Genomic DNA, 26,011 nt, shown 5'->3' with positions numbered 1-26,011 from the left:
CCACCACAAGCCGCTCGATCAGCGAACAGAGCGCACGGAACAGGTGTCAGCAAGACCTTCGATGTGCTCTCGACGAAACGGTTCTAGCTGTGTACCCCGCGCAGCCCAGCCGTTTTTGTACCGCTTGTGGTCATTGGATAAACGCCTGAAAGCGGACGTTGGTGGAGCGGATCTTTGCTCTCACTCGCTCACGCGGCGGTGGCATGGCGGCCCTTCGCTTCACTGAAATTGATTCCGAATGCGAGCCGCCGTCACGGCTCGCGCGCGACGCGGAAGCCGTTGGTGTAAAAGCGCACATCGGCCTCGTATTTGAAGCGGGCGGCCGAGCGCAGATAACGTGGATCGTTGTTGAAGGAGCCGCCGCGCAGCACGCGCTCGCGGCAACCCGGCACCACTTGAGCACTGCCGTCGCGCGGTGCGGTGCGGTAATTCTCACTCCAGCAATCCGCGACCCATTCGGCCGCGTTGCCAGCCATGTCGTGGAGGCCGAAGGCATTGGGCGGGTACTGGCCGGAAGCGACGGCGCTGCGGCGCGGCTGGTCATTGCAGCCGAGGCAGTTCGCGCGGTCCTTCTCCATGGCCTGGCCCCAGGGATAGGTCGTCGTCGTGCCGGCCCGAGCGGCATATTCCCATTCGCTCTCGCTGGGCAGCCGATAGCGCTTTCCCGTCTTGGCCGAGAGCCAGGCGAGATAGGCGTTGGCGTCGTTCCAGTGAATATCCGTGACGGGGCGCTTTGCGCGCCCCAGCCCGCGATCGTCAGGCCGGTAGTTGCAGCCGCCCTCGTTCACGCAGCGGTCCCATTCCTCGAAATTCACCTCTCGCGTGCCGAGATAGAAGCCGCGCACGGCAACAGGGTGAACGGGCTTCTCGAACTCGTAAAGATCGTTCGAGCCCATCTGGAAGGAGCCGGGCGGTATCGCCGTCAGTTCGGGGCAGTCGCTGCAGTCGCGGATCGGTCCCGTCTTCGGCGCCGGCGCGGCGGGCGTTGCGGCGGTCGGGGGCCGGGCGGCCGAGGCTGCAGGCGTCGCCGCCCCGGGCTTGCCGCGGTAGAGCTGCTCGCGGGCGCGTGCGAGCCCCGAGAAGCGGCCATTCGGATAGGCGTCGAGATAGGCGCGGTATTCGCTGGCATTCTCGCTGTTGCGGATCGATTCCCAGAAAGCGAGTTCAAAGGCGTCCGGTGAGGTCTCGGAAGCCGGCGGTGACAGGATGACGGCGCGGTTCGCCTGCGCGACCGCGACGGGCTGGCTGACAGAGGTCACCACGAGCCCTTTCGGCGGCGCCGATGAGAGCCAGATTTGCTGGCTGCGCCGGCTCGCCTTCGCCACTGCGTCGCGCACGCGCTCGATGGCCGCCGCCATGTCGAGACCAGGCGTGCGGATCGCCTTCAGCCATTCCTCGACCGCCGGATTGCCGCGGGCCCCGGAGTCCGCGACGGTTTTTCCCGGCGCGGCCGTGAACATCACCGCGACGGTCTCGAGCCGCTCGGTCGCACGTAGGCCCTTGCCTCGCGCCTGCCAGGGGTTGTCACGGCTGGCGTCGATCAGGACGAGGGCACTGGACGGCTTGGCAATGATCAAGGGGTCGATGATCTCGTCGAGATCGACTGCGTCCTGCACCGGATTGGGCGAGATCGGCACGAGGAAATCGCGGTCGCGCTGCTGCACGGCGTGGCCGGAATAGAAGACCACGGCCGATGCGCCGGGGCGCAGCTTGCCGGCAAATTGAGCGATGGCCTGCCGCATGTCCGCACGGGGCCCATTTTCCACCGCGATCACCTCGAAGCCGCCTTCGCGCAGAGCAGCAGCAACGGCGCGGCCCTGTGCCGGCGCCTGGGCGACGGCCGCATCGGGGTAGGCGCCGTTGGCGATCACCAGCGCAATGCGGGTGGGCGGCGCAGCCTCCTGCGGCAGGACCGGGGTTGCCGCGAGCGCAACGAGTGGGGCGGCGAGGAGGAAGGAGCGCAACCAGCCCATATGGCGACCATTCGTCATCGGTAGTGCCTCGGAGCGCAGGCTGCCGCAGTCTCAGCGCACATAGATCGTGATCTTCGATGACATCACGGGCGGGTCATGCGGCGTATGGGTATGGTCCCCGAGCAATAATTGCAGCGTATGAGGCCCTTTCGGCAAGGTGACGACAACCTCCGTTTGACCGTTGCCAAGATGGATATTGTTGTAATCGGACGGGATCGGCTGGCCGGGCGGGCCAGGATCGGTGTCGATCAGCAGATGGTGATGGCCGGTTGCCGCATGCTCGACGCCGGCCGGCGCGACCCCCATGTTGCGCAGCCCGATCCGAACGGTGAACCGCTCCGGCACGCGCAGCCCGTCGAGCGGATAATGAAAATAGACGAGCGCGCCGGGCGGCGGTTTCTGCCGCTTAACGGCCTGCGCCAGCCCATCGGCCGACCAGAAGGGGCCAGCCATCACACAAGAGGCCGCCAGGAGGCCAGCGACGCTGCGGCGCGAAATTCTCATCGGCGCCTCGCCGCTTTGCGGCCGCCCGCCATCACCGTGACGGTGATGCGCTCCGTCATGACCGGGGGATCGTGCGGCACATGGTTCGCGTCCGCGAGAACGAGCTGCAGCGTATGCTTGCCGGGCGGCAAGGTGATGCGCCGCTCCGTCTGGCCGCCGCCGAGATGAATGTGGTTGAGATCGGACGGTATCGGCTCGCCGAGCCCCGGTGTCGGCACGTCGACCAGCAAATGATGGTGCCCGGTGTTCGGCTTGGCGACGCCGGCGGGCGCGACGCCCATATTGCGCAGCCCGAAGCGGATCGTCGAGTTCGGGAAGATCGTCGCGCCATCCTTCGGATAGATGAAGTAGACGACGGCGTCGTTGGGCGAAGCTGTGCGCGGGCGGCCCGCTCCCGCCGCCGGGGCTGCGGGTGCCGCAGAGCCAACCTGCACCGCATCGACGACGCGCACGCGGATCCGCTCGGACATCATCGGAGGGTCATGCGGGACATGCTCGTGATCGCCCAGGAGAAGCTGCAGCGTATGTTCGCCGGGCGGAAGCGAGAGCTCGACCTCGGTCTGGCCGCGTCCGAAATGCAGATGGTTGAAATCGCTGGGGATCTCGCGGTCGAGCGCCGGCACCTCCGCGTCGACGAGCAGGTGGTGATGGCCGCCATTGGCGCTCACCGTGCCGGCGGGCGTGATGGTGATGCCCTCGATGCCGAAGCGTATCTTCGCGCGGGTCGGAATCGTGGCGCCATCCTTGAGGTCGATGAAGAAAACCCGGCCGCCACGGGCGGCGGCGGAGCGCGGCTTCTCGGCCGGATCGGCCGCGACCTCGACGGTGATCCGCTCGGACACGACGGGGGGATCATGCGGCACATGGTTATGGTCGGCGAAGAGAAGCTGGAGCGTGTGCCGGCCTGGCGTCAGCGCGATCTCGGCCTCGGTCTGCCCGCCGCCGAAGTGGGTGTGGTTGAAGTCGCTCGGGATCGGCTGGTCGAGCGCCGGCAGTCCGGTGTCGATCAGCAGATGATGGTGCCCGGCATTGCGCCTGGCCTGCCCGGCAGGCGCGATCTCCATGCCGCTGATCGCAAAGCGGACCGTGAGCTTGCCGGGAACGCGGTCATTGTTGGCGAGGCCGACGAAGCTGAGCTTGGCGGTTGCCGGGGCCGGGCTGCGCTGCATCGCGCGCGCCTGGGCCACAGCCTCGCCGACCGGAAGAGCAGTGGCCATGGCGCATGCCAAAGCCGCCGATACCAGGGCGGGTATAAGGCGAAGCGCCCTCGATGGCATCGACGTCTCCCCATCCACGAGACGAGTGCGGGCAGGCTAGCAGCGCGGCTGCACGTCTTCAAGCTGAACACGTGAAGCCGAAAACTTGGCGCTGACGTAGCTGGAGCGGCTTTGTTCTGGCATCCGGCGAAGTCATGCGGTAGCCTGTGACGTTAGGAAGGGGGCCATGATCCTCATCGCCAGACTCTGCGGGCTGATCATGCTCATGCTGACCGGGCTGGCCATGGCTGCGCCGGCTTCGGAGCGGCGCGTTGCCCTCGTCATCGGCAATTCCAGCTACCGCAATGCGCCCGTCCTGCCGAATACGGTCAACGACGCCCGCGACATGGCCGCGGCGCTGCGCAAAGTCGGCTTCGACGTGGTCGACGGCATCGACCTCGACAAGCGCGGTATGGATGCGGCGCTGACCCGCTTCGCCCGGCTGGCGCAGGACGCCGATTCCGTGATGTTCTACTTCGCCGGCCACGGCTTCCAGTTCAACGGCGAGAATTACCTCGTGCCGGTCGAGGCCAAGATCGAGGACGAGGCCGGCGTCCAGTATGAGACGACACGGCTCAACGACGTCGTCACGGCGCTGAATTTCGCCAAGGGCGTCAAGATCATGGTGCTGGACGCCTGCCGAAACAATCCTTTCGTCAGCCAGCTCGCCAAGAGACAGGCGACGCGCGGCTTCTCGGTCGGCTCCGGCCTTGCTCCCGTGGCGCGGGCGCAGGGCATGGTCATCGCCTATGCGACCCAGGCCAACGATGTCGCTGCCGACGGCGCCGGCCGCAACAGCCCGTTCACGGCGGCGCTGGTACGCGAGATCGACCAGCCAGGGCTCGAGGTGGCGACCATGTTCCGCCGCGTCCAGAAGAGCGTCTACGATGCGACCGCGGGGCGGCAGACGCCGGAGCTCTCGCTGTCCTTGCTCGGCGATTTCTACCTTAATCTCGCGGAGACCGATGCCAGTGTCTGGCAGCGCATCCGCTCCAGCGACGAGCCCGACGTTCTCCGGGACTTCATGCAGCTCTATCCCACCAGCTCCTTGTCCATCGACGCACGCACGCGCCTCGACCTGATCGAGCGCCGCTCGGTTGCGGCGAATGAACGCGACAAGTTGGTGCGCGAGTTCGCAGAGCGCGAGCGGGCGCTGCTCGAACGGCTCGAACAGGCCGAACAGGGGCGCAAGCAGGCCGCAACCGACCTTGCCCGGCAGGAGCCCGCCGAGCCGGTGCGGCCGCCGGCCGCGACCAATGACACCCCACAGGTGAAGCCGGTTCCGATCCCGCCCAGGCAAGCGGCCAGGGACCCGGCCGAGCGCTCCCGTCTCGCGGACGAACTGGCTCGCCGCGAGAAGGAGTTGGCCGCGCTCGAAGTCGAGAAGCGGCGCCTGGCCGAAGAACGTCGCAATGTCGAGCAGGCGATGGCGGCGCGGCTCGGCACGTTGACGCCGTCGTCGCCCGATCGCTCGACACAGCCCCAGGCCGTGCCGGCGAGCGCGCCGCGCCCGGTCGAGCGCCGCGTCGATGCTCCGGCTGCGACGATGCAGACCAAGGCGCAGTGCAGCGAGCTTCTGCTACGGGCCCAGCTCGGAGAGCTGACGCCGGCTGCACGCGAACAGCTTCAGCAATGCCGTTGAACGGCGGCGCTGACGGGTCGGCGAGAGCCTGACACGGAAGAGGAGTGAAACATGTCGGTCCTCACGCGCTTCGGCCGCATTCTGATTCCGCTGACGCTTTTGGCGAGCGCCGCTGCTGCGCGGGCACAATCGGCGCCGCCGCCCGTACCGATGCCTTTCCCGCAAGCTTTGCAGAAGGCGGCCGCCGACCTCTTCGGCAAGGCGGCGCTCACTGACCAGCAGGTCGATCTCGTCATCGATCCGCTGATCGACGCGGCTTCCGGCTCGCAATCGACCGCCACCCGCTCGATGCAGCAGACCCTGATCGAGATCGTCCGCAAATCCTATCCGCGCTTCACCGTGCATTCCTTCGACAGCGCCTCGCTGGCGCGCAAGCCGGTCGTGCTGGTCGGCACCTTCACGGCGGTGAACAACAACGGAGCGACGGACGGCGCGCGTGACGCCTATCGGATCTGCCTGACGCTCGCGGACCTGAAGTCGAACAGCATCGTCTCGAAGGGCGTGGCACGTGCCCAGATCGAGGGCGTCGACGTGACGCCGACCCCGTATTATCGCGACTCGCCGCTCTGGGCGAAGGACCAGGCCACCGACGTCTATATCAAGACCTGTCAGGGCACGAAGCTCGGCGATGCGATCGACCCCGTCTATGTCGAACGGCTGACTGCCAACGCCTTGGTCAATGACGGCATCCTTGCCTATGACGCGCAGCGCTTCCGCGAGGCGCTGGCCTATTATCGGGCGGCGCGCACCTTGCCGGGCGGCGAGCAGCACCGGGTTAGGATCGGTACCTATCTCGCCGCCAGCAAGCTCGCGAGGCGTGACGATATGGTCGATGCCTTCGGCGATCTCATCGATTACGGCCTGGGCGCCAACCAGCTCATGGTGAAGCTGCTGTTCAAACCCGGGACCACGCAGTTCATCGATGACCCCCGGATTACCGAACCCTATCCGATGTGGCTGAGCCAGATTGCGACGCGCGCGCGCCAGAAAGGTGCTTGCCTGGAGGTCGTCGGGCACACCTCGCGCACCGGGCCACCGCAGGTGAACGAGCGCCTCTCGGCGCTTCGCGCCCAGTTCGTCATGGACCTGCTGTTGACCGGCATGCCGGAGGACCGCGCCCGCGTGATCGCGAGCGGGCGCGGCTTCAAGGAAAACCTCATCGGAACCGGCAAGGACGACGGCAGCGATGCGCTCGATCGGCGCGTGGAATTCAAGGTCATCGGCTGCTGAAAGATGCGATGCAGCCTTGGGCCAAACCCGGTGGTTTCATGCCGAGCTAACTTGCCTGCAAGCCAACGTTCTCGACGTCCGAACCGTGCCAGCGTCAGTCGCCCGCCCACTGCCGCTAAGCGGACATTCCCAGTGTCGACTTAGGGCTAAAAGCCGAACCGATGATGGTCGGTATTCTAGCCCCCGCAACCAAATATCTCCAGATCAACAAAACCCCGCTTCGTGACGAAGCGGGGTTTTCGCTTTCAAAGGTGCAACGGAGTTTTTGGGTCCAAAGGTGCAGCGGACTTCAATCCGACCAACGACCTAGGTTACACCTTTGTCGCGTTTAGCCAGGAACGCGGTTAATTGTGCGATAGCGTCGAGTGTCTCCGGATCTCCAATTTCGCTGACGTTTTGGTTGATCTGAGAACGGATCGCGACGGCCGGTAAAATCTTGTAACGCTTCTGCTCGGTATCCGTGAAGCCCGACGCTTCGATGGCTGGTGGGATATCGGCAAAAAGATTTTTCGCAGAGATCTGCAACAATTGAAGGAGACGCTTCAATACTGCGGCGTGAGGTCTCCTTAAACCTCTTTCGTAATCCGTGTATTCATGTTTATCGACCTGGATTGCTTTGGCGACATTGGCGCGACTCAGCCTGAGCGCAACCCGCCGGCGCCTGAGACGGTCGCCGATCCTGCGATTGAATAAGCCCCTCCAATCGCACTCCCTCGGCGGTTCCCTATATCGCATCCATAGCGTGCATTCCTGCCCATGGCGCAGTCAATAGTTGAGCGGCCATGGTGCGGCTTTGGTCATCCTGCCATACATCGACAACTGCTCCACCTACTGTCCGCAATAGCCTATGCAGCGTCCCAGGAGTTCACCATGGCCACCAACACAGCCGGAAAGATCCATATCGGCATTGGCGGCTGGGTCTTCGAGCCTTGGCGTGGTGTCTTCTATCCGGACAAGCTCTCGCAGAAGCGCGAGCTCGAATATGCCGCGAGCAAGCTGACCTCGATCGAGATCAACGGCACCTATTACGGCTCGCAGAAGCCGGAGAGCTTCGCCAGATGGCGGGCTGAGACGCCGGATGGCTTCGTCTTCGCGCTGAAGGGCTCGCGCTTCTGCACCAATCGCCGCGTACTGGCCGAGGCCGGTCCTTCGGTCGAGAAGTTCGTGACCTCCGGCCTCAGCGAGCTCAAGGAGAAGCTCGGCCCGATCAACTGGCAGTTCATGGCGACCAAGGCCTTTGACCCGGCCGATTTCGAGGCGTTCCTGAAGCTGCTGCCGAAGGAGGTCGACGGCGTCATTTTGCGCCATGCCGTGGAAGTGCGTCATCCGAGCTTCCGCTCGCCCGATTTCGTCGCCTTGCTGCGCGACTATGGCGTCGCAGCGATCACCTCGGGCGATTCCGATTTTCCGCAGATCGCCGATGTGACGGCGCCCCTCGTCTATGCGCGGATCATGGGCACGAAGGAAGCGGAGGTGCAGGGCTATTCCGCCAAGCAGCTCGATGCCTGGACCAGCCGGGCCCAGGCCTGGGCCAAGGGCGATGCGCCGCAGGAGCTGGAGCTGGTCGCGCCTGCCGCGAGCAAGACACCGCGCGACGTCTTTCTCTATGTCATCAGCGGCGACAAGGTCCGCAATCCCGCTGCGGCGATGGCGCTGATCGAGCGCGTCGGCAGCTGAGCCCTATTCGGCGGCCTGGACCGCCGGCTCCTGGCAGACATCGACCCATTGCGCGCCGGTGAGCGTAGCTATCCGTTCTGGGCTGATCCGTACGGCAGTCTGCGTCGAGCCGGCGGCCGGCACGACCTCGTCGAAGGCCTTCAGCGAGACATCGCAATAGACCGGCAGGGGCTTTAGCAAGCCGAACGGGCAGACGCCGCCGACCGGATGGCCGGTGATGGCGACGACCTCATCGAGATCGAGCATGCGCGGCTTGGCGCCGAAGGCGGCCTTGGTCTTCTTGTTGTCGAGGCGGGCATCGCCGCGGGTGACGAGCAGGACGACGCGCTCGCCGAGGCGGAAGGACAGGGTCTTGGCGATGCGCGCCGGCTCGACGCCGAAAGCCTCCGCGGCCAGCGTCACCGTGGCGCTGCTGCCGTCGGTTTCGAGGATCGCGACGTCAGGCGCGTGGTCGGCGAAGAAGGCACGGACGGATTCAAGGCTCACGAGACACCTCTGCCGAAACGCCACCAGATCAGCCCCGCGACGAGCGCCGGTACGCCGAAGACGACAAGCAGGATCGGGGCCTCCTGCAGGAAGGTATAGCCGGCGCGGTTGATGCCGATGATCAGATTGATCACCGAGGCGACGAACCAGAGCGGGATGAAGAGCTTCATCGCGAAGACGATCGGATGACGCCCGCCGGTGTTCAGGCGCGGCGCGATCAGGAGCAGGACGCCGAGAAGGGCAAAGCCCGCGGCGATGACCTTGACGGTGTGCATCTGCTCCTCCCTGCCTCGCCCTGTCAGTGCCGGAAGTGGCGGTGACCGGTGAAGACCATAGCGAGGCCGGCCTCGTCCGCTGCCTTGATCACCTCGTCGTCGCGCATCGAGCCGCCGGGCTGGATCACCGCGGTGGCGCCGGCCTCGGCCGCGGCGAGCAGGCCGTCGGCGAAGGGGAAGAAGGCGTCGGAGGCGACGACCGCGCCCTTGGCGAGGCTCTCAAGCGTGCCAGCGGCCTTGGCTGCCTCGCCGGCCTTCCAGGCAGCGATACGCGAGGAATCGACGCGGCTCATCTGGCCGGCGCCGACGCCGACTGTGGCGAGGCCCTTGGCATAGACGATGGCATTCGACTTGACGTGCTTGGCGACGCGGAAAGCGAAGCGCAGATCGGCGAGCTCGGCCTCGCTCGGCTGGCGCTTGGTCACGACCTTCAGCTCCATGTCGTCGACGACGGCGTTGTCGCGCGCCTGGGCCAGGAAGCCGCCGGCGACGGTGCGCAGGCTGAGGCCGGGTTTGCGGACATCCGGCAGGCCGCCGGTCAGGAGTAGGCGCAGGTTCTTCTTGGCAGCGACGAGCGCAATCGCCTCCTCGTCGGCGTCGGGGGCGATGATCACCTCGGTGAAGACCTCGACGATCTTCTTCGCTGCCTGCGCATCGAGCTTGCGGTTCAGCGCGACGATGCCGCCGAAGGCCGAGACGGGGTCGCAGGCGAGCGCCCGCTCATAGGCTTCGAGCAGCGAGCCGCCCTCGGCGACGCCGCAAGGATTGGCGTGCTTGACGATGACGCAGGCGGCGGTGCGGGCCGGGTCGAACTCGGCGACGCATTCGAAGGCGGCGTCGGTGTCGTTGATGTTGTTGTAGGAGAGCTGCTTGCCCTGGACCTGGCGGGCGGTCGCGACACCGGTGCGCTGCTCCGGCGTGCGGTAGAAGGCGGCCCATTGATGCGGGTTCTCGCCATAGCGCATCGTCTCGGCGAGGCTGCCGCCAAGCGCGCGGAACGCCGGCGAGGTATCGCCAAGTTCGCCAGCGAACCAGTTCGAGATCGCGGCGTCATAGGCAGCGGTGCGCGAATAGGCCTTCTGCGCCAGCTTTCGGCGCAGCGTCAGCGTGGTCGCGCCCCTGTGCGTTTCGAGATCGGCCAGCACGGCGGCGTAGTCGGATGCCTCAACCACGACGGCGACGTCGTTATGGTTCTTGGCGGCGGCGCGGATCATCGCCGGGCCGCCGATATCGATGTTCTCGATGCAGTCGTCATAAGGCTTGCCGGCGGCGACCGTCGCCTCGAACGGATAGAGGTTGACGACGAGCAGGTCGATCGGCGCGATGCCGTGGCCGAGCATCGAGGCCTGATGCTCCGGATGCGAGCGGATGGCGAGCAGGCCGCCATGGACCTTGGGGTGCAGCGTCTTGACGCGGCCATCCATCATCTCGGGGAAGCCGGTCAGATCCGAGACATCGGTGACGGCAAGGCCGGCCTCGGCGATCGCCTTGGCGGTGCCGCCGGTCGAGACCAGCGCGATGCCCAGGCGGGCGAGGGCACGAGCGAAGTCGATCAGCCCGGTCTTGTCGGAAACGGAAAGCAGCGCGCGTTCGACGCGGCGGAGTTCGTTCGGCATGGGATGATCAAGTCCGGGTTGATGGCGACTATTAGCTTAGAGACCGCTTTGCCGATCGGCTTGCGATGCAAGCTGATCGGAGCGGGCTCCAGGCGCGAAAATGCTCGCGCGCCCTATCACGCCCGGGCTTTGCTGCAAAGCACAAGGCGCTGCAGCCTTGCCCTGCAAAGAGGTCAGAGCGGCAGATCGGGCTCCGCTTCAGCCCGTTCCCGCTCTGCCGTTTCTCCCCGGGAGGTGCGCTGCGCGGGCGTGCCGAGGCGGGCGAAACGCCAGATGATCTGTGGTGTCGCCACCGCGTCGAACTCGATGACGAGCTGCACGGTCTTGTGACGGCCGTCGGCTGCCGCGAAGAAGATGCTCTCCTCGAGCCCGACCCGCAGGCCGGAGGCCTCGAAGGCCCAGATCTCGCCCGAGGGCAGCGCCAGCAGCGCCCCCTCGCCACCGCGGATCAGGCTCGGCTTGACGTTCGGGTGCAGATGGAAGCGCGCGATCGCCGGCAGGCTCGCCAGCGCGGCCGGTGGGCTGAAGGCGTCTTCGCCGACGAGCTCATTACCATTGCGGGAAAGCAGCAGGCGCCGGGTGTGGATGGTGCCGAAGGCGCGCCGGTAGCCGTCATGGCTTGCCACCCATTCGTGTCCGTCCTCGCTGTCCTGGCGCGCGACGCGGACATCGATCGGGCCGGCGGTGATCCGTCTTTCGCCGAGAACCAGCCCGAAGACGGCGCTCGAGCGGTCGTCCAGCGTCACGGTCGAATGCGCGGCAGTCGCACGGGCCGCGAGCCTGATCTCCGGCGTGCCGAAGCGGCTGGCGCCGCAATTCACCACGATGCGCTGTGAGCCGGTCGACAATTCGAAAGACAGGCAGCCGGCATGGGCCTCGACCGAGCTCGCCCCTCGCGGTGGGCGCCCGGCCTCGACGACGACGATGCTGGTGCCGGCGCTCAGCCGGTCATAGCCGGAATAGGCGGCGTGCTCGATCGGCCGGGCGCGGACATCGTCATAGGCCGCTAACGTCGCCATCAGATCGGGTGGCGTCGTGCTCATGCCGTTGAACAGAGCGAGCGCTCCGTCGCCGTGCCGGAACAGCTTGAGATGCGGCATCATCCGGTCGATCGCCATGATGATGGCGCGCGGCGCTTCGAGTCCGCGCGCGGTGAAGGTCTCGCGCAGGGGCAGGAGGTCGAGCAGCAAGTCGATGAGGATGCGGGGATTGCGGCTGAGATGGCCGCCATCCGGCAGGATCTGCTGCTCCAATTCGTCGGAGAGCGCGATCTCGTAGCGGCGCAATCGCCGCTCCTGGCCGTCGAGGCAGATGGCCGCAAAGCAGATCGCGATCAGGCATTGCAGGCGCGCCGCACCCTCGACGGCGCCGGCGAGCGCGAGCTGGAGCCGCTCGGCGGTCTGGGCGACATGGCGGATGAAGCGCTCGTAGAAGGCGTGGTCGGCGCCTTCGAGCAGGAGCGGCGAATGCGACAGGAACGACATCAGCCGCCGGGCGATCACGGCTGGGCGCCGCGCGATCTCGTCGCGGTCATGCTGGCGGGCGATGAACTCGTCGACCAGCGCGCGGGCATTGGCGCGAGCGATCGCCGTATCGGCGGCGCGCAGATGGCGCAGCCAGACGAAGCTAGAGAGCGCCTCCGCCCAGGCCTCGCTCGGTGGCGCGACCAGGAAAGGCGATTCGCCATGGCAATTCACGGTGCGTCCGGCGAGGGCGAAATAGCCGGCGTAGATGTCGCTGGCCGTGATCGGATCGGCGGTGCGCAGGTCGTGCGGGGCGAAGAGCAGGCGGCTGGAACGGAGCCGTCCGAACGGCCAGAGTGCACGTTTTGCCCCGGCAATCTGGCCGCGCGTACGCCGCGCCGCCCTGCCGATGGCTGCTCGTGCCAAGCCTCCGCGCTCCGACCAGCCGCTCAATGAATTCCGCTGCCTCGCCGTCCCGCTACCGCCTCGGTGAGGCGAATCCCGATCAACTCATACCCTGTTCAGGCGACAAGCGTAAAATCCCGCCCATCCCGAGAGCCGTGGCGTCTCACCGGCGAGCTGGTGCGGCAGCGTGCGCAATTCACCTAGCAGCGTCAGCGCTTCGGCCTGGCCGCCGATTTCTGAAGGCTCGATCGGGCCCCGCTCGAAACCAGGCGTGCGAGCCAGGAAGGCCTCGATCTGCGCCTCGCCCTCCTCCGGCTCCAGCGAGCAGGTGCAGTAGACGAGGCGACCGCCCGGCCGGGTCAGTCGTCCTGCCTGGTCGAGCAGGCGAGCCTGCAGGGCGGTGAGCTTGGCGATATCCTCGGGTCGCTTGGTCCAGGGGACATCGGGGTGGCGCCGGATCGTGCCGGTGGCGCTGCATGGGGCGTCGAGCAGGACAGCGTCGAACGGCTCCGCCTCGAAGGCAGTGGCATCGGCGACGACGATTTCGGCTTCCAGCCCGAGCCGTTCGAGATTGGCCCTGAGCCGACGCAGGCGCGTGCCGGAGCGATCGACTGCAGTGACCTGCGCACCCAGCTGCGCGAGCTGCACGGTCTTGCCGCCTGGCGCGGCACAGAGATCGGCGATGCGCTCGCCCGGCTTGATGCCGAGCAGGCGGGCTGGCAAGGCGGCCGCCGCGTCCTGCACCCACCACTCTCCCTCGGCAAAGCCCGGCAACCCGGTGACGGCGTCGCGTCCGCGCAGGCGCACCGAGCCGGTTGGCAGGACGATGCCGTCGAGCTTGGCGGCCCAGCCGGCGGCGTCGGATTTCACGGTCAGGTCGAGCGGCGGCTCCTGCGCATGGGCGGCTGCGATCGCTGTGGCGACATCGGCGCCATAGGTCGTCATCCAGCTCTCACGCAGCCAGTCGGGCGTGTCGGCGAGCGGATCGAGATCGGCGAGGATCGCGTCGCGCTCCCGCGCCAACCGTCGCAGAACGGCATTGCCGAGCGAGGCGTAGCGCGAGGAGCGGGCGTCCTCGTGAAGTTGGCGGATGGCGAGGTCGACCGCGGCGTGATCGGGCACGTCTAGAAAGAGCAGCTGCGCGGCGGCGGCGACCATGATCGGCTCGAACGGGCCGGATTTGCGCGGGCTGCCACGTTCGAGCCGGGCGCCGACCACTTCGCGGATCGTGCCGAGGCGGCGGAAGGCGACGGTCGCGATCGCGCGCGCCAGCCCGGCATCGGCCGGCTCAAGCTTGGCCGCCAGCGCCAGGCGCTCGAAAGTCTCGTCGAGCGCGGTACCGGCGCGCAGCACCTCGTCGATCAGCGTCGCCGCCAGACGGCGCGCCGCGAGACCAGGTACATCGTCAGCCGGAGCTTGGTTTTCGTGGGAGGCTGCCATTTCAGCCCCAGGGCCCGGGTTCGCGCCCGCCGGCAAGAGGGTTTTGGCTGGCGCCGCCGGCGAAACCGCCGCGATTTGAGGCTGCGCCCATGGCGCGCGCCTGCTCCATCAATGCGGCGATGCGGTTGCCGGTGTCGGGGTGGGTCGAGAACAATGAATCCATGCCGCGGCCGGAGAGTGGGTTGATGATGAACATGTGCGCCGTAGCAGGCTTCGCCTCCGCCGTCTCGTTCGGGATATGGGAAACGCCGCCAGCGATCTTGGCGAGCGCGTCGGCCAGCGCCACCGGGTTGCCGCAGATCTCGCCGCCGATGCGGTCGGCCTCGTATTCGCGCGAACGCGAAACCGCCATCTGGATGATGGTCGCGGCCAGCGGGGCGAGGATCATCAGGGCGATCTGGACGATGGCGTTGGGACGATTGTCGCGCGAGCCGAAGAACATGCCGAAGGAGGCGAGGGTCGAGATCGCGCCGGCCATGGTCGCCGTGACCGTCATGGTCAGCGTGTCGTGGTTCTTGATGTGGGCGAGCTCGTGCGCCATCACGCCGGCGAGCTCGTCATAGGACAGCGTGCGGATGATCCCGGTGGTGGCCGCGACCGCGGCGTTCTGCGGATTGCGGCCGGTGGCGAAGGCGTTCGGCTGGTCCTCCTGGATGAGGTAGACGCGCGGCATCGGCATGTTGGCGCGCTGGGCGAGATCGCGCACCATCCGGTAGAGATCGGGCGCGCTGCGCTCATCGACCTCCTGGGCGTTATAGGCCGACAGCGCCAGCCGGTCGGCATTCCAGTAGCTGAACAGATTGGTCGCGACCGCGATGCCGAGCGCGATCAGCATGCCCCCAGTGCCGGCGAGCAGATAGCCGACCACGCCGAACAGCGCGGTCAGCGCCGCCATCAGCATGCCGGTACGGGCATAGTTCATCGAGAACCCCTTGCTTCCTGCGGCGTCGATGCGGGATTAACCTCGCCCGACGCCAGTTTCGTCCCTATGTGGTGAAGACGATGCCGATCCTGCAAGAGAATGGCCGAGAATGAGCAGCGAGGCGAAGAAGGACGAACCAGCCGCGGGCCAGCACGGCAAGGCGCTCTCGCCGGCCGCCCAGCGCGCGCTGGCGGAGGCCGAGGCGCGCCGGGCCGAGATCGACGCCAAGGCGGCGGCGCTCAGGCGCGACAAGGAAGTCGCCGGCCGCGGCGGGCTCGAGCCGGTGCGCTATGACGACTGGGAAGTGAAGGGCATCGCGAGCGATTTCTGAGCTGCGCGGAGCTGACGGTTGCCAAGGGGCCCGCAGCCGGCCAAAGACGAGGCTGACAGCAACGGGCTTTGATCCAGCATGAGTGACGACAAGCGCCTGGAAGCCCTGCGGCGGCTCCTGACCGAAGCGCACCGGAAGCTTGGATTGAAGCTCGGCTTCTCTCTCTGGGACGGCTCGCGCGTGCCGGTCGACTGGCGGGCGGACGATCTGATGATCGCGATCCGCGATGCTGGCGTCGTCGCGGCGCTGCTGCGCAAGCCGAAGCTCGACACGCTGCTGCATCTGCACGTCGCCGACCGGATCGCCATCGAGAACGGTTCGATCTTCGATCTCGCGGCGGCACGGCCGGACGGCAAGGTCGGCAGGCTGGCGCGCGGCATCTCCAAGCCGGCTGTGTTCGAGGTCGTCAGACGCTTCATCTTCGCACCGGGCACCGCGCCGCAAGTGGTCGAGCATATCAAGGGCGACGAGATCGCCCGCGACGGCAAGCCTGCGACGAACAAGGCCAATATCGCTCACCACTACGACGTCTCGAACGCATTCTACCGGCTCTTTCTCGATGAGTGCATGGTCTACACCTGCGCCTATTTCACCGAGGACCACGACGATCTCGAGCGGGCACAGACCGACAAGCTCGAGATGATCTGCCGGAAGCTGCGCCTGAAACCGGGTGACAGACTGCTCGACATCGGCTGCGGCTGGGGCGCGCTGGTCTGCTACGCCGCGCAGCATTACGGCGTTGAGGCCCATGGCGTGACGCTGGCCGAGGAGCAGCTCAAGCTGGCGCAGGAGAAGGTCGAGGCGCTCGGCCTCACGGGCAAGGTCACGCTCCATCTTAAGGATTTCACCCAGATGGAGGGGGAGTTCGACAAGATCTCCTCGATCGGCATGTTCGAGCATGTCGGCATCCGCAACCACCCGACCTATTTCCAGGCGGTGAACCGGCTGCTCAAGCCGCGCGGGCTCTATCTGCACCACTCGATCTCGCGGCGTGCCAAGAAGACCGAGCGGGCCTTCAACAAGATGCCGGCCGAGTACCGCGCTTTGGTGCGCTACATCTTCCCGGGTGGCGAACTCGACCATTTGGGCATGTCGATCGCCAATCTCGAGCGCTACGGCTTCGAGGTGCACGATGTCGAAGGCTGGCGCGAGCACTATCAGCGCACGACGCGGCTGTGGTTCGAGCGGCTGAACGCGAACAAGGCTGAGGCGGAAGCGGAAGTCGGGCCGGAGCGGACGCGGATGTGGTTGCTCTATCTCGCCGGCTGCTCGCTCGCCTTCGAGCGCGGCGGGGCGCTGATCAACCAGACGCTGGTCTCGAAGCGACGCAAGGGGCCATCGGGCCTGCCGCTGACCCGGGTCGATCTCTATCGCTGAACAAGGTCAGGACAAGCGCAGCGCGAGCGGCTGGTCGCTGACAGTCACGGCGCCGGCGCCCGAGGCGCCTACTTCGGCGCGGGCATAGTGCAGGGCGTCGTCCAGGCTGCGAAAGTAGCCACCGCCGCGGCCATGGATCTCGACGGCGATCCAATGGCCCTCGCAATCACGCCCGATCGCGAAATGCGGACGGGCAAGTGTGGCGATTGCGGGCGCAGGCGCGGCCGGCATGGCAGCCTCAAAAGAAACCGATCGTGGTGGCGAAGGCGAGGCCCGCACCGAAGACGATTGTCGAGGCGAAGGCCGCCTCGGCAACGGTGAAGAGCGTCTGGGCGTGGCCGGAGAGGACGGAACGGGACAGTGTGAACATCGAAACCCCCAAGCGGATCGTGTATTTCGACCTTGGAGGGCTCAGCGTTGTTTTCGCTGCCGGTTCTGAAAATGCGAATGGCGCCCAAGGGGGCGCCATGCAGGTCAGGCCCGTCGGCAGGCGTTATTTCTTCACGAAGCCGTCGAGTTTGCCGTAATGTTCGGCCAGCAGATAATAGAAGGTCAGGCGCGACTTGGTCTTGTCGGCCTTCATGTGATCGCAGGTGGCCTTGATGGAAGCGTCGAGATCGGCGCTTTTTAGGCCAAGCTTCTTCTTCAGGAAGTTCTCGCGGACGCGTTCGAGTTCTGCGGGGTCCGAGCAGGCGACGTAGCGCGTATCGGGTTTGCTCATGACCAACGCATAAGACTTGCTCATGCCGGCGAAGGCGGCCTCGTTGAGAGGCTTCTTGGCGAACTTCTTGACGTCGGCGAGATGATCCATCGGGTACCCCTCTGAAGACATATCGGATCGAAGGCGTGCTGGACTCAGCATTACGCCTGGGAAAACGATATCCGGCTTTTTTGTCGCAGGCGAGAGGCGGGCTTACGAAAATCCCGTCAATTGTTCAGTGATTCCGGGTTGCGTCCGGGATATGGCAGGCCGGCGCCCAGGGTTGTTGAAGCCGGGGCCGGCAAGTGCTGCGATGCAGCAATTCGCCCGGAGGCCTTTCAGCCATGAAGCCGACGATCCTGATGGCGCCGCGCATGCCGGCGCGCCTGGTATTGCGCCTGGAGGAGCGATACGAGGTGCTTGGACCGATGAGTCATTCCGCACCGGACGCGCTGCCGCTGGGGGCGGACGCGGCGCGCGTGCTGCTGACGGTCGGCACCTGGAAAACAGACGCTGCCTTGATCGACGCCTTGCCCAGCCTCGGTCTCATCGCTTGCTACGGTACGGGCAATGAGGGCGTCGAGCGGGCGGCTGCCAAGACGCGCGGTATCCTCGTCAGCAATGCCGCCGATGCCAACGCGACGAGCGTCGCCGAATTCGCGGTCGGGCTCATGCTGGCGAGCGCCCGCCAGATCGGTGCTGCTGAACGCTTCTTGCGGGCTGGCCGCTGGCAAGGCAATGCGATCGAGCGCATGGCGCATGTGCCGGGCCTGGCCGGGCGCAAGCTCGGCATTTTCGGGCTGGGCGCCATCGGCCAGCGCATCGCGGTGCGGGCAACCGCTTTCGACATGACAGTCGGCTATCACAACCGTTCGCCCCGGCCGGATCTGCCCTATCAGTATCACGACAGCCTGCTCGGCCTCGCCGAATGGGCCGATATCCTGATGGTCTCGGTGCGCGCGAGCAGCGACACGCGGCACGCGATCGATGCTGCGGTCCTGCGCGCGCTCGGCCCGCACGGCCATCTCGTCAACATATCGCGCGGCATTGCGGTCGATGAGGCCGCGCTGATCGAGGCGCTGGAGAGCGGTACGATCGCGGGCGCGGCGCTCGATGTCTACGAGCACGAGCCTGTCGTTCCGGATCGGCTCAAGGCACTGGAGAACGCCGTGCTGACGCCCCACATCGCGGCGAACGCAGAATCGGCGCAGATCGCCCAGCAGGAGCTGCTGCTCGCCAATCTGGAGGCGTTTTTCGCCGGCCGGCCGCTGCTGTCACCGGTCGCGATCTAGGGGGCCGCGAGGGAGCCTGACCTCGCTCCGGTCGTCAGGGCGCGACGACGACCGGGGTGCCCATGCGGACGCGGGCGTACAGATCGATCACGTCGCTGTTGTGCATGCGAAAGCAGCCATAGGAGGCGGCGGTGCCGACCGAGCGCGGGTTGTTGGTGCCGTGGATGGCGTATTGGCCGCCGGGGCCGAGGCCGATGACGCGTGCGCCCATCGGGTTGTTGGGCGCGCCGCCCGGGATGACGTCCGGCAGCCGCGGATTGTCGCGCTTGACCTCGGCCGGCGGGCTCCAGGCCGGATCGACCATGAGTTCCTCGACATATTTGACGCCGCGCCACTGCTTGCCGGCCTTGCCGACGGCGATGGTGTAGCGCAGGGCCTGTCCCGGCGCGGCGATGTAGTAGAGCTTCCGCTCAGCCGTCCGGATCAGGATGGTGCCGGGCTGGTAGCGGTAATCGGGGAAGTCGACGACTTCGCGCGCCTGGGCGGGGCGCACCGCCAGCAGCATCAGCAGCGAGAGCGCTGCCGCGATGATCAGATCGATCGGTCCGTGCCGGCCCGCCATGGTTCTCTCCCTGCGTGTCCCAACGCTTCAGGAGGATTTGGGCAGTTGCCGGTGAATCGCGGGTTCAGCAGCATGGTGAACCCGCGATTCAGGATGAATCCGGGCTTAACCGGCTGATGTCTCAAGCGATAGCGGCGCCGATGGTCAGCGTCGCCAGTAGCAGCGACAGCAGGGCGGCGAGGAGCAGGTCGATCGGACCGTGCGGGATGCTCATGACGGAATCCTCCGGCGCCGCGATCTGACATCCGGCGGCGCCAGCTCCGTCATGACGGAACCGGCCGGTACGGTCCACGACCGACGGTGACCGGCGTGAACGGCCGGTTAAGCGCTCCCGCTGGGTTTGCGGAAAACTGCGCGGGACGCGGGACTCAGGCCTTCTCGACGACCAGCGTTGCACCCTCGACCCGCATAACGCGGATCTCGGTACCGGCGAGCAGCTCAGGGCCGGTGACACGCCAGGAGGAGTCGCCGACGCGGATGCGGCCTTCGCCGCCGGCCATGGTCGCCTCCAGCTTGAAGATCTTGCCGATCAGCTGACGGCCGCGATCGTTCAGGCCCGAGGCAGCGTCGGGCTCTTCGTCCCGCCGGCGCGTGATGGCGCGCCCGGCAAGGACGCTGGCGACGGCGAGCACCGCGAAGACCAGCATTGCGCCCTGCCAGGCGACACCTGTGAGCCCGACGACGATGCCGGTCAGCAGCGCGGCGAGGCCGAACCAGAGCAGGAAGACGCCCGGCGCCAGCATTTCGCCGCCGATGAGGACAAGGCCGAGCACGACCCAGGCCCAGCCGCCGAGGGAGGCGAACCAGTCGAGCATGATCAGCCCTCCACGGAGCGGCCGGCCGCGGGAACCGAGCCGACGCGCCGATTCGCCACCGCCTCGTCGCCGAAGACGGCCTTGGTCAGCTGGGCGATGCCGCCGACGGTGCCGGCGAGCGCCGCGGCCTCGATCGGCACGATCACCACCTTGCTGTTGGGAGCGCTCGCTATCGCCTTCAGCGCATCGGTGTAGCGTTCGGCGATCAGGAAGTTGGCGGCCTGGATGTCGCCGCGGCTGATTGCCTCGCTGACCATGGCGGTCGCCGCCGCTTCGGCCTGAGCCGAGCGTTCGCGGGCCTCGGCGTCGCGGAAGGCGGCTTCCCGCCGACCTTCGGCGGCGAGAATCTGCGATTGCTTCAGACCTTCGGCCTTCAGGATCTCGGCCTGGCGCATACCGTCTGCTTCCAGCACCGCGGCGCGCTTCTCGCGCTCGGCCTTCATCTGCCGGTTCATCGCGCCGACGATATCGGCCGGCGGCAGGATGTCGCGGATCTCGATGCGGGTGACCTTGACGCCCCAGGGCGAAGCCGCGGCGTCCATGACGCGCAGCAGCCGCTCGTTGATCTCGTCGCGATGCGAGAGCAGCTGGTCGAGGTCCATCGAGCCGACCACGGTGCGGATATTGGTCATGGTCAGCACCATCAGCGCCTGATCGAGTGCCGAGACCTCGTAGCGCGCCTTGGCTGCGTCGAGGATCTGGTAGAAGGCGGCCGCGTCGATGCGCACGCCGGCATTGTCCTTGGTGATCGCTTCCTGTGAGGGAATGTCGAGCACCTGCTCCATCACATTCACCTTGTGGCCGATCCGGTCGAAGAGCGGGATGATCAGCCCGAGGCCGGCACCGAGCGTGCGCGAATAGCGGCCGAAGCGCTCGACGGTGAAATTATAGCCCTGCGGCACCGTGCGCACGCCGAGCGCGATCGCGATGACGATCGCGATGACCAGCATAATCAGGGCGACCGTGGCGATATCCAAACCTTGCGAGCCCATCTCATCCCTTCTCCAGCTTCGGCGCAGCAGCCGTTCATCATAGCGATGTTTGCGAAGCTCTGATGCAGGCTCGCGGCGTCAGGTCTCCAGATATTTCACCACGCGCCACATCATCTCGCCGACGGTGTTGCACTCCTCGTCATTGAGGACCCCCATCATCGCCTCGATCTTGTTGGTGTGGATCGCGAGCGCCTTGCGGGTCAGGACTTCGCCTTCCGGTGTCAGCCAGAGGCGCCGCACCCGCCGGTCGGTGTCGTCATTGCGGCGCTCGATCAGGCCGCGCCGCTCGAGTTCGGGCAAGAGCATGCTCATGGCGCTGCGGCCGACGAGCAGCTTCTCGGCCAGTGCCTGCTGGGTCAGCCCGGGCGTGCGGAAGACGTTGGCGAGCACGTCGTAATGGGCAAGCTGGATGCCGAGCGGGGCCAGCGCCTCGGAGAAAACCTTCTTCCAGAGCTGGTGCATGCGCGCGACCGCGAGCCAGTTCTTGAAGCGCGGCAGCTCCCAGGGCAGCGCCGACCTGGCGGTGCCGGCCGGCTCATCCGCGGTTTCGGAAATCGGCTCTTGCATTTTGTTCATGGCTGAACATAATAGTTCAAGACTGAACGAACAGGGTTTTCGATCATGCCAAGCGCAGCCCTTCGCGTCATCCGTCCTCTCGTCCGCATCGGCAGCTTCCTCGCTCCACGCACTGCCGGGCGCGCCGCCTTCAAGCTCTTCTGCACGCCGCCGCGCCAGCCGGGTCCGCAGACCCGAACCGGCAAGGCGATCATTGCCGCCCGCTCCCGACTCGCACCTGCGATCAAACAGGCGGTATCCTACCCGTGCGGGACGGTCAGCACCTATCTGTTCGAACCAGAGCCTCGCTTGCAAGATGGCGATGCGCCCGCGCCGACCGTGATCCTGCTGCATGGCTGGAACAGCGAGGCGGCTTTCATGAGCGCTTTCGTCCAGCCGCTGCTGGCGCAGGGCTTCCGCGTTGTCGCCTATGACATGCCGGCGCATGGCACCTCGACCGGGGCCGAACTCAATATTCCGCTCGGCGTCGCCGCGCTCGCCGCCGTCGCCCGCGTCTTCGCGCCGGTGCATGCGATCGTGGCCCATTCCTTCGGCGGGGCGATTGCGCTCGCTGGACTCGCCCGCAGCGTGCCGGGCCAGCCGCGGGTCAGGACGAACCGGCTCGCTCTGGTCGCGGCGCCGTCCTCGGTCACGACGATTACCCGCAATTTCGGCGCGACGATCGGTCTCGGCCGCCGTGGCCAGGCGGCGCTGGAGCGGCACATCCATAGCGTCGCCGGCAATCCGGTCGAGGCGTTCGAGGGCCGCGAGCAACTTGCCGCGATCGGCCTTCCCACCCTGGTGATCCACGACCGGCAGGACCGCGAGCTCGACTTCCACCATGCGCAGGCGCTGGCGTCTGCCGGGCCTTTCGTGGCGCTACAGGAGACGAGCGGGCTTGGACACCGGCGGATTTTGCAGGCGAAGCCGGTGCTGGACGGCGTGACGCGCTTCGTGGTGGGGTAGGCGGCGGGCGAGGGGCGTCATTCTCGGGCGAAGCGAAGCGCAGACCCGAGAATCTCCGCCAGGAATAGGTGCCTTCTCGTCCTGAGATGGTCGGGTCAAGCCCGACCATGACGCCTGAGGCGATTCACACCCAGCCCATCAGCTCCCGGCGCACCACCGCTTCGATCACCTGCATGCCCCCTTCGGAATCGTTGAGGCAGGGCAGATAGGCGAACTCCTTGCCGCCATTGTGCAGGAAGATCTCGCGGTTCTCGACGTCGAGTTCTTCCAGCGTCTCCAGGCAATCGGCCGAGAAGCCCGGCGCGACGATGGCGAGCGATTTGGTGCCGCCTTGCGCCAGCGCCTTCACCGTCTCGTCGGTATAGGGCTGCAGCCATTCATCCGGTCCGAAGCGCGACTGGAAGGTCAGGCGGAAGCGCTCGTCCGAGAGGCCGAGCTTCTCGCCCAGCAGCCGGGCCGTGACGGCGCACTGGCAGTAATAGGGATCACCCTTGAGCAGATATTCCTTCGGCATGCCGTGTAGCGAGCAGAGGATCACCTCGGGCTCGAAGCTGAGCTTGCCGAGCGAGGCCCGGATCGAGGCGGCGAGCGCATCGATATAGGTGGGATCGGCATAGTAGGGGTGAGCGACCCGCACGGTCGGCTGCCAGCGCATCTGCATCAGGGCGCGAAACGCCTGATCGCAGGCGGTTGCCGAAGTCGGCGCGGCATATTGCGGGTAGAGCGGGACGAGCAGGATGCGGTCGCAGCCCTGGTCGAGCAGGCCCTTCAACCGGCTCTTCACATCGGGCAGGCCATAGCGCATCGCCCAGTCGACGACGATGCGATCGCTGGCCTCGCCCGCCAGCCGCTCGGCGAGCTTCTCGGTCTGCGCACGCGTGATCGTCTTGAGCGGACCCTCGTTGCGCTCATTGTTCCAGATCGAGGCGTAGTCCTTGCCTTTCCGGCCGGGGCGGGTCGACAGGATGATCAGGTTGAGGATCGGCCACCATTTCCAGCGCGGCTCCTCGATGACGCGGCGGTCGGAGAGGAATTCCTTGAGATAGGCCCGCATCGGCCGGTAGCTCGTACCCTCGGGCGTGCCGAGATTCATCAGCAGCACGCCGATGCGGCCGCTTTTGATGATAGCATGGTCGGGCGGCAAACTGGGCTTGAGGCTCATCACATCCGCTTTCGTTCGGCTGTGATTTAGACGAGTTACGGTTTTCGTCCAGTCGGGCCGTACGGGGTGCGACACTGCGTAAGCAGGGGTCTCGCAAGCCGGCTAGGCTCTTGCTAGTCTTCGACCAAATCAAAACCGCAGGGGTTCGCGCCGATGACCAAGATGACCCGCCGCCACGCGCTTCGCGTCCTCGGCGCTCCCGCAGCCCTTGCCGCGACCGCGCCGGTCGCCAAGGCGCAGACGCCGCCGGCCACCTTCACGCTGCTGCTGGTCAACGACATCTACAAGATGAGCGACGACAAGGGCAAAGGCGGCTTCGCCCGGGCCTCCGGCATCGCCAAGGCCGAGCGTGCCCGCGGCGTGCCCGTGCTGTTCTGCCATGCCGGCGACTGTTACTCGCCCTCGCTGATGTCGGGCTTCGACCAGGGCGCCCACATCGTCGCGATGCAGAACAAGATGGGCATCGACGTCTTCGTGCCGGGCAATCACGAATTCGACTTCGGCAAGGAGAATTATCTCAAGCTCACTGCGGCCCAGAGCTATCCGACCTTCGCGGCGAACCTGCGCGACGCCGCCGGCAACCCGCTGCCGGGCCACAAGGATTCGCAGATCTTCGAGCTCGGCGGCATCAAGGTCGGCGTGATCGGCACGACCTTCGACCCGACGCCGCAGCTCTCCAATCCCGGCGACCTCAAATTCTCCTCGACCATGGAGGCGCTGCGGCGCGAGGCGCGCAAGCTGAAATCGGAGGGCGCCGACATCCTCGTCGGCGTGGTCCATGCCGACCGGGCGATGGATTACGAGATCGTGCGCTCGCGCGTGGTCGACATCCTGCTCACCGGCCACGACCACGACCTCGCCATTGCCTATGACGGCAAGGTCGTGATGGTCGAGTCGAACGAGGAGGGCAATTACGTCACCGCGATCGACATCGCCGTCAGCGTCTCCGGCCAGGGCCAGGCGCGGCAGGTCGCGTGGACGCCGACCTTCCGCGTCAACGACAGCCGCGCTGCGACGCCCGATCCCGAGGTCGCCGCCATCGTCAAGGGCTATGAGAGCGAGCTCTCCAAGGAGCTCGACGTTGAGATCGCGACACTGGGCACTCCGCTCGATTCCCGGACCGCCATGATCCGCACGCAGGAAACGGCGATCGGCAACCTGATCGCCGATGCGATCAGGGCCGCGACGGGCGCGCAGCTCGCCATCACCAATGCCGGCGGCATCCGCGCCAACAAGCAGTATGCGCCCGGCCACAAGCTGACGCGCCGCGACGTCCTGAGCGAGATGCCCTTTGGCAACGCCACCGTGATGGTCGAGATCACCGGCAAGGATGTGAAGGACGCGATCGAGAACGGCCTGCGCGACGCGCCGCAGGGCGCAGGGCGCTTCCCGGTGGTGTCGGGGCTCATCTTCGAGGCGGACCTCAAGCAGCCGCAGGGCTCGCGCGTCACCTCCGTGAAGGTCGACGGCAAGGAGATCGACCCCGCCAGCAAATACACGGTCGCCTCCAACAACTTCATGCTGGCGGGCGGCGACGGCTATACCGCGCTCGGCCGCGGCAAGACGCTGATCGGCCTGACCGACGGCAAGCTGATGGCGAACGAAGTGATGGTCTATGTGCGCCGGCTGGGAACGGTCGAGGCCAAGGTCGAGGGGCGGGCTATCCTGAAGTGAGCGGCTTTCGTGAGGCGCTGGACGCCTTCCTCGCCTCGCCGGCCTCCGCGTCCTGGCGCGACCTCTCCGTCTTCCGGGACGGCGCGGTGGCGCGTGTCTGCGCTGCCGTCGATACGGAGCGCGCTGCCGGCCATGTCGTGGCGCCGGGGCCGGAGCGCTTCCTGGCGGCACTGACACTGACGCCGCTCAATGACGTCCGGGTCGTGATCCTCGGGCAGGATCCCTATCCGACCCCTGGCCATGCCAACGGCCTCGCTTTCTCCTATGTCGGACCGCCACCGCTGCCGCGCTCGCTGGTCAATATCTACAAGGAGCGGACCGAGGATACCGGCCTCGCCGCGCCCGCCGGCGGCGACCTCTCGTCCTGGGCGAAGCAGGGCGTGCTGCTGCTGAACACGGCGCTGACAGTGCGCGAGGGCGCGACGCAGGCCAGCTCGCACCTCAAGCTCGGTTGGCGGGTGGTGACGGACGAAATCCTGTCGGCCGTCTCGCAACGACTGCCGCATGTCGTCTTCATGCTCTGGGGATTACCAGCGCAGGCCAAGCGGGGTCTGGTCGACGAGAGCAAGCACCTCGTCATCGCCAGCGCCCATCCCTCGCCGCTCTCGGCGCGGCGCGGCTTCTTCGGCTCGAAGCCGTTCAGCCAGGCGAATGCCTGGCTGGGGGGGAAGGGGGAGAAACCGATCGCGTGGTAGG

At 66.6% G+C, this 26,011-nt stretch carries 27 protein-coding genes; 9 read left to right on the top strand and 18 right to left on the bottom strand.

Annotation, left to right across the window (positions count from 1 at the left end; translation table 11 throughout):
- Positions 1–251 precede the first annotated feature (251 nt).
- From ACSQ3M_RS28240 to ACSQ3M_RS28230, 3 genes are read right to left on the bottom strand one after another with little or no spacing between them, the layout of a single operon-like run.
- Positions 252–1,991 carry an SUMF1/EgtB/PvdO family nonheme iron enzyme gene (locus ACSQ3M_RS28240; RefSeq protein WP_436153405.1) on the bottom strand — a complete coding sequence of 580 codons (1,740 nt, stop codon included), beginning with the start codon at positions 1,989–1,991 and terminating at the stop codon, positions 252–254.
- 33 nt (positions 1,992–2,024) lie between these two features.
- Positions 2,025–2,477: a DUF4399 domain-containing protein gene (locus ACSQ3M_RS28235; protein ID WP_436153404.1), complete on the bottom strand. Its 453-nt coding sequence runs from the start codon at positions 2,475–2,477 to the stop codon at positions 2,025–2,027.
- A complete protein-coding gene (locus tag ACSQ3M_RS28230) occupies positions 2,474–3,694 on the bottom strand; it encodes a DUF4399 domain-containing protein (protein ID WP_436153403.1) in 1,221 nt (406 codons plus the stop codon). Before ACSQ3M_RS28230 ends, ACSQ3M_RS28235 begins: the two co-directional genes overlap by 4 nt.
- A 226-nt stretch (positions 3,695–3,920) precedes the next feature.
- On the opposite strand from ACSQ3M_RS28230, the gene ACSQ3M_RS28225 reads away from it, so the two are divergent.
- Both ACSQ3M_RS28225 and ACSQ3M_RS28220 read left to right on the top strand, forming a co-directional pair.
- Positions 3,921–5,375, top strand: coding sequence for a caspase family protein (locus ACSQ3M_RS28225; RefSeq protein ID WP_436153402.1), 1,455 nt, complete (start codon positions 3,921–3,923; stop codon positions 5,373–5,375).
- Between the two features lie 51 nt (positions 5,376–5,426).
- Positions 5,427–6,605, top strand: a complete 1,179-nt coding sequence (locus ACSQ3M_RS28220) for an OmpA family protein (RefSeq protein WP_436153401.1) — start codon at positions 5,427–5,429, stop codon at positions 6,603–6,605.
- Positions 6,606–6,911: 306 nt separating this feature from the next.
- On the opposite strand, the gene ACSQ3M_RS28215 is transcribed toward ACSQ3M_RS28220, so the two are convergent.
- Positions 6,912–7,340 carry a helix-turn-helix domain-containing protein gene (locus ACSQ3M_RS28215; RefSeq protein WP_436153400.1) on the bottom strand — a complete coding sequence of 143 codons (429 nt, stop codon included), beginning with the start codon at positions 7,338–7,340 and terminating at the stop codon, positions 6,912–6,914.
- A 135-nt stretch (positions 7,341–7,475) separates the two neighbouring features.
- Between ACSQ3M_RS28215 and ACSQ3M_RS28210 the strand changes: the two genes are divergently transcribed.
- Positions 7,476–8,282 (top strand): DUF72 domain-containing protein, encoded by an 807-nt coding sequence (locus ACSQ3M_RS28210; protein WP_436153399.1) that lies wholly within the window; start codon positions 7,476–7,478, stop codon positions 8,280–8,282.
- Between the two features lie 3 nt (positions 8,283–8,285).
- Here the strand turns inward: ACSQ3M_RS28210 and ACSQ3M_RS28205 are convergent, their stop codons facing one another.
- From ACSQ3M_RS28205 to htpX, 6 genes are all read right to left on the bottom strand, one after another.
- Positions 8,286–8,768: a YbaK/EbsC family protein gene (locus tag ACSQ3M_RS28205; protein WP_436153398.1), complete on the bottom strand. Its 483-nt coding sequence runs from the start codon at positions 8,766–8,768 to the stop codon at positions 8,286–8,288.
- Positions 8,765–9,043 (bottom strand): hypothetical protein, encoded by a 279-nt coding sequence (locus ACSQ3M_RS28200; RefSeq protein ID WP_129157197.1) that lies wholly within the window; start codon positions 9,041–9,043, stop codon positions 8,765–8,767. Before ACSQ3M_RS28200 ends, ACSQ3M_RS28205 begins: the two co-directional genes overlap by 4 nt.
- Positions 9,044–9,066: 23 nt before the next feature.
- The gene (purH, locus tag ACSQ3M_RS28195; protein WP_436153397.1) at positions 9,067–10,659 is read right to left on the bottom strand and encodes a bifunctional phosphoribosylaminoimidazolecarboxamide formyltransferase/IMP cyclohydrolase; all 1,593 of its coding nucleotides are present in this window, start codon (positions 10,657–10,659) and stop codon (positions 9,067–9,069) included.
- Positions 10,660–10,832: 173 nt separating this feature from the next.
- Positions 10,833–12,548, bottom strand: coding sequence for a heparinase II/III family protein (locus tag ACSQ3M_RS28190; RefSeq protein WP_436153396.1), 1,716 nt, complete (start codon positions 12,546–12,548; stop codon positions 10,833–10,835).
- Between the two features lie 84 nt (positions 12,549–12,632).
- Complete coding sequence (locus ACSQ3M_RS28185) at positions 12,633–13,967, bottom strand: RsmB/NOP family class I SAM-dependent RNA methyltransferase (RefSeq protein ID WP_436153395.1); 1,335 nt, start codon at positions 13,965–13,967, stop codon at positions 12,633–12,635.
- Between the two features lies 1 nt (position 13,968).
- Positions 13,969–14,889 carry a zinc metalloprotease HtpX gene (gene htpX / locus ACSQ3M_RS28180; protein ID WP_436153394.1) on the bottom strand — a complete coding sequence of 307 codons (921 nt, stop codon included), beginning with the start codon at positions 14,887–14,889 and terminating at the stop codon, positions 13,969–13,971.
- A 109-nt stretch (positions 14,890–14,998) separates the two neighbouring features.
- On the opposite strand from htpX, the gene ACSQ3M_RS28175 reads away from it, so the two are divergent.
- Both ACSQ3M_RS28175 and ACSQ3M_RS28170 read left to right on the top strand, forming a co-directional pair.
- Positions 14,999–15,220: a DUF1674 domain-containing protein gene (locus ACSQ3M_RS28175; RefSeq protein ID WP_436153393.1), complete on the top strand. Its 222-nt coding sequence runs from the start codon at positions 14,999–15,001 to the stop codon at positions 15,218–15,220.
- Positions 15,221–15,298: 78 nt separating this feature from the next.
- Positions 15,299–16,597 (top strand): class I SAM-dependent methyltransferase, encoded by a 1,299-nt coding sequence (locus ACSQ3M_RS28170; protein ID WP_436153392.1) that lies wholly within the window; start codon positions 15,299–15,301, stop codon positions 16,595–16,597.
- Positions 16,598–16,603: 6 nt separating this feature from the next.
- Here ACSQ3M_RS28170 and ACSQ3M_RS28165 read toward each other — a convergent pair whose 3' ends face one another.
- From ACSQ3M_RS28165 to ACSQ3M_RS28155, 3 genes are all read right to left on the bottom strand, one after another.
- Positions 16,604–16,828 carry a hypothetical protein gene (locus ACSQ3M_RS28165; protein ID WP_436153391.1) on the bottom strand — a complete coding sequence of 75 codons (225 nt, stop codon included), beginning with the start codon at positions 16,826–16,828 and terminating at the stop codon, positions 16,604–16,606.
- A 7-nt stretch (positions 16,829–16,835) separates the two neighbouring features.
- Entirely contained in the window at positions 16,836–16,967 is a 132-nt protein-coding gene (locus ACSQ3M_RS28160; protein ID WP_436153390.1) for a hypothetical protein, read from the bottom strand.
- 123 nt (positions 16,968–17,090) lie between these two features.
- Positions 17,091–17,408 carry a DUF2853 family protein gene (locus tag ACSQ3M_RS28155; protein WP_436153389.1) on the bottom strand — a complete coding sequence of 106 codons (318 nt, stop codon included), beginning with the start codon at positions 17,406–17,408 and terminating at the stop codon, positions 17,091–17,093.
- Between the two features lie 233 nt (positions 17,409–17,641).
- On the opposite strand from ACSQ3M_RS28155, the gene ACSQ3M_RS28150 reads away from it, so the two are divergent.
- Positions 17,642–18,589 carry a 2-hydroxyacid dehydrogenase gene (locus ACSQ3M_RS28150; RefSeq protein WP_436153388.1) on the top strand — a complete coding sequence of 316 codons (948 nt, stop codon included), beginning with the start codon at positions 17,642–17,644 and terminating at the stop codon, positions 18,587–18,589.
- A gap of 34 nt (positions 18,590–18,623) precedes the next feature.
- On the opposite strand, the gene ACSQ3M_RS28145 is transcribed toward ACSQ3M_RS28150, so the two are convergent.
- From ACSQ3M_RS28145 to ACSQ3M_RS28130, 4 genes are all read right to left on the bottom strand, one after another.
- Positions 18,624–19,151 carry a L,D-transpeptidase gene (locus ACSQ3M_RS28145; protein ID WP_284167200.1) on the bottom strand — a complete coding sequence of 176 codons (528 nt, stop codon included), beginning with the start codon at positions 19,149–19,151 and terminating at the stop codon, positions 18,624–18,626.
- Between the two features lie 368 nt (positions 19,152–19,519).
- A complete protein-coding gene (locus ACSQ3M_RS28140) occupies positions 19,520–19,966 on the bottom strand; it encodes an NfeD family protein (RefSeq protein WP_436153387.1) in 447 nt (148 codons plus the stop codon).
- A gap of 2 nt (positions 19,967–19,968) precedes the next feature.
- Positions 19,969–20,958: an SPFH domain-containing protein gene (locus ACSQ3M_RS28135; RefSeq protein WP_436153386.1), complete on the bottom strand. Its 990-nt coding sequence runs from the start codon at positions 20,956–20,958 to the stop codon at positions 19,969–19,971.
- Positions 20,959–21,036: 78 nt separating this feature from the next.
- Positions 21,037–21,534, bottom strand: a complete 498-nt coding sequence (locus ACSQ3M_RS28130) for a MarR family winged helix-turn-helix transcriptional regulator (RefSeq protein WP_436153385.1) — start codon at positions 21,532–21,534, stop codon at positions 21,037–21,039.
- A 45-nt stretch (positions 21,535–21,579) separates the two neighbouring features.
- On the opposite strand from ACSQ3M_RS28130, the gene ACSQ3M_RS28125 reads away from it, so the two are divergent.
- A complete protein-coding gene (locus ACSQ3M_RS28125; protein WP_436153384.1) occupies positions 21,580–22,479 on the top strand; it encodes an alpha/beta fold hydrolase in 900 nt (299 codons plus the stop codon).
- Positions 22,480–22,603: 124 nt separating this feature from the next.
- Here ACSQ3M_RS28125 and hemH read toward each other — a convergent pair whose 3' ends face one another.
- Positions 22,604–23,641, bottom strand: a complete 1,038-nt coding sequence (hemH, locus tag ACSQ3M_RS28120; protein WP_436153383.1) for a ferrochelatase — start codon at positions 23,639–23,641, stop codon at positions 22,604–22,606.
- Positions 23,642–23,794: 153 nt separating this feature from the next.
- On the opposite strand from hemH, the gene ACSQ3M_RS28115 reads away from it, so the two are divergent.
- Together ACSQ3M_RS28115 and ung are read left to right on the top strand one after the other, a co-directional pair.
- Entirely contained in the window at positions 23,795–25,315 is a 1,521-nt protein-coding gene (locus tag ACSQ3M_RS28115; RefSeq protein ID WP_436153382.1) for a bifunctional metallophosphatase/5'-nucleotidase, read from the top strand.
- A complete protein-coding gene (gene ung, locus ACSQ3M_RS28110; protein WP_436153381.1) occupies positions 25,312–26,010 on the top strand; it encodes a uracil-DNA glycosylase in 699 nt (232 codons plus the stop codon). The genes ACSQ3M_RS28115 and ung overlap by 4 nt, the downstream gene beginning before the upstream one ends.
- Position 26,011: the final 1 nt, after the last annotated feature.

This window comes from Allobosea sp. LjRoot90, from assembly GCF_964254315.1.
Taxonomy (GTDB): domain Bacteria; phylum Pseudomonadota; class Alphaproteobacteria; order Rhizobiales; family Beijerinckiaceae; genus Allobosea.
Note: the sequence above shows the minus strand (reverse complement) of the source record. Positions and strands in the feature narration are given on the sequence as shown.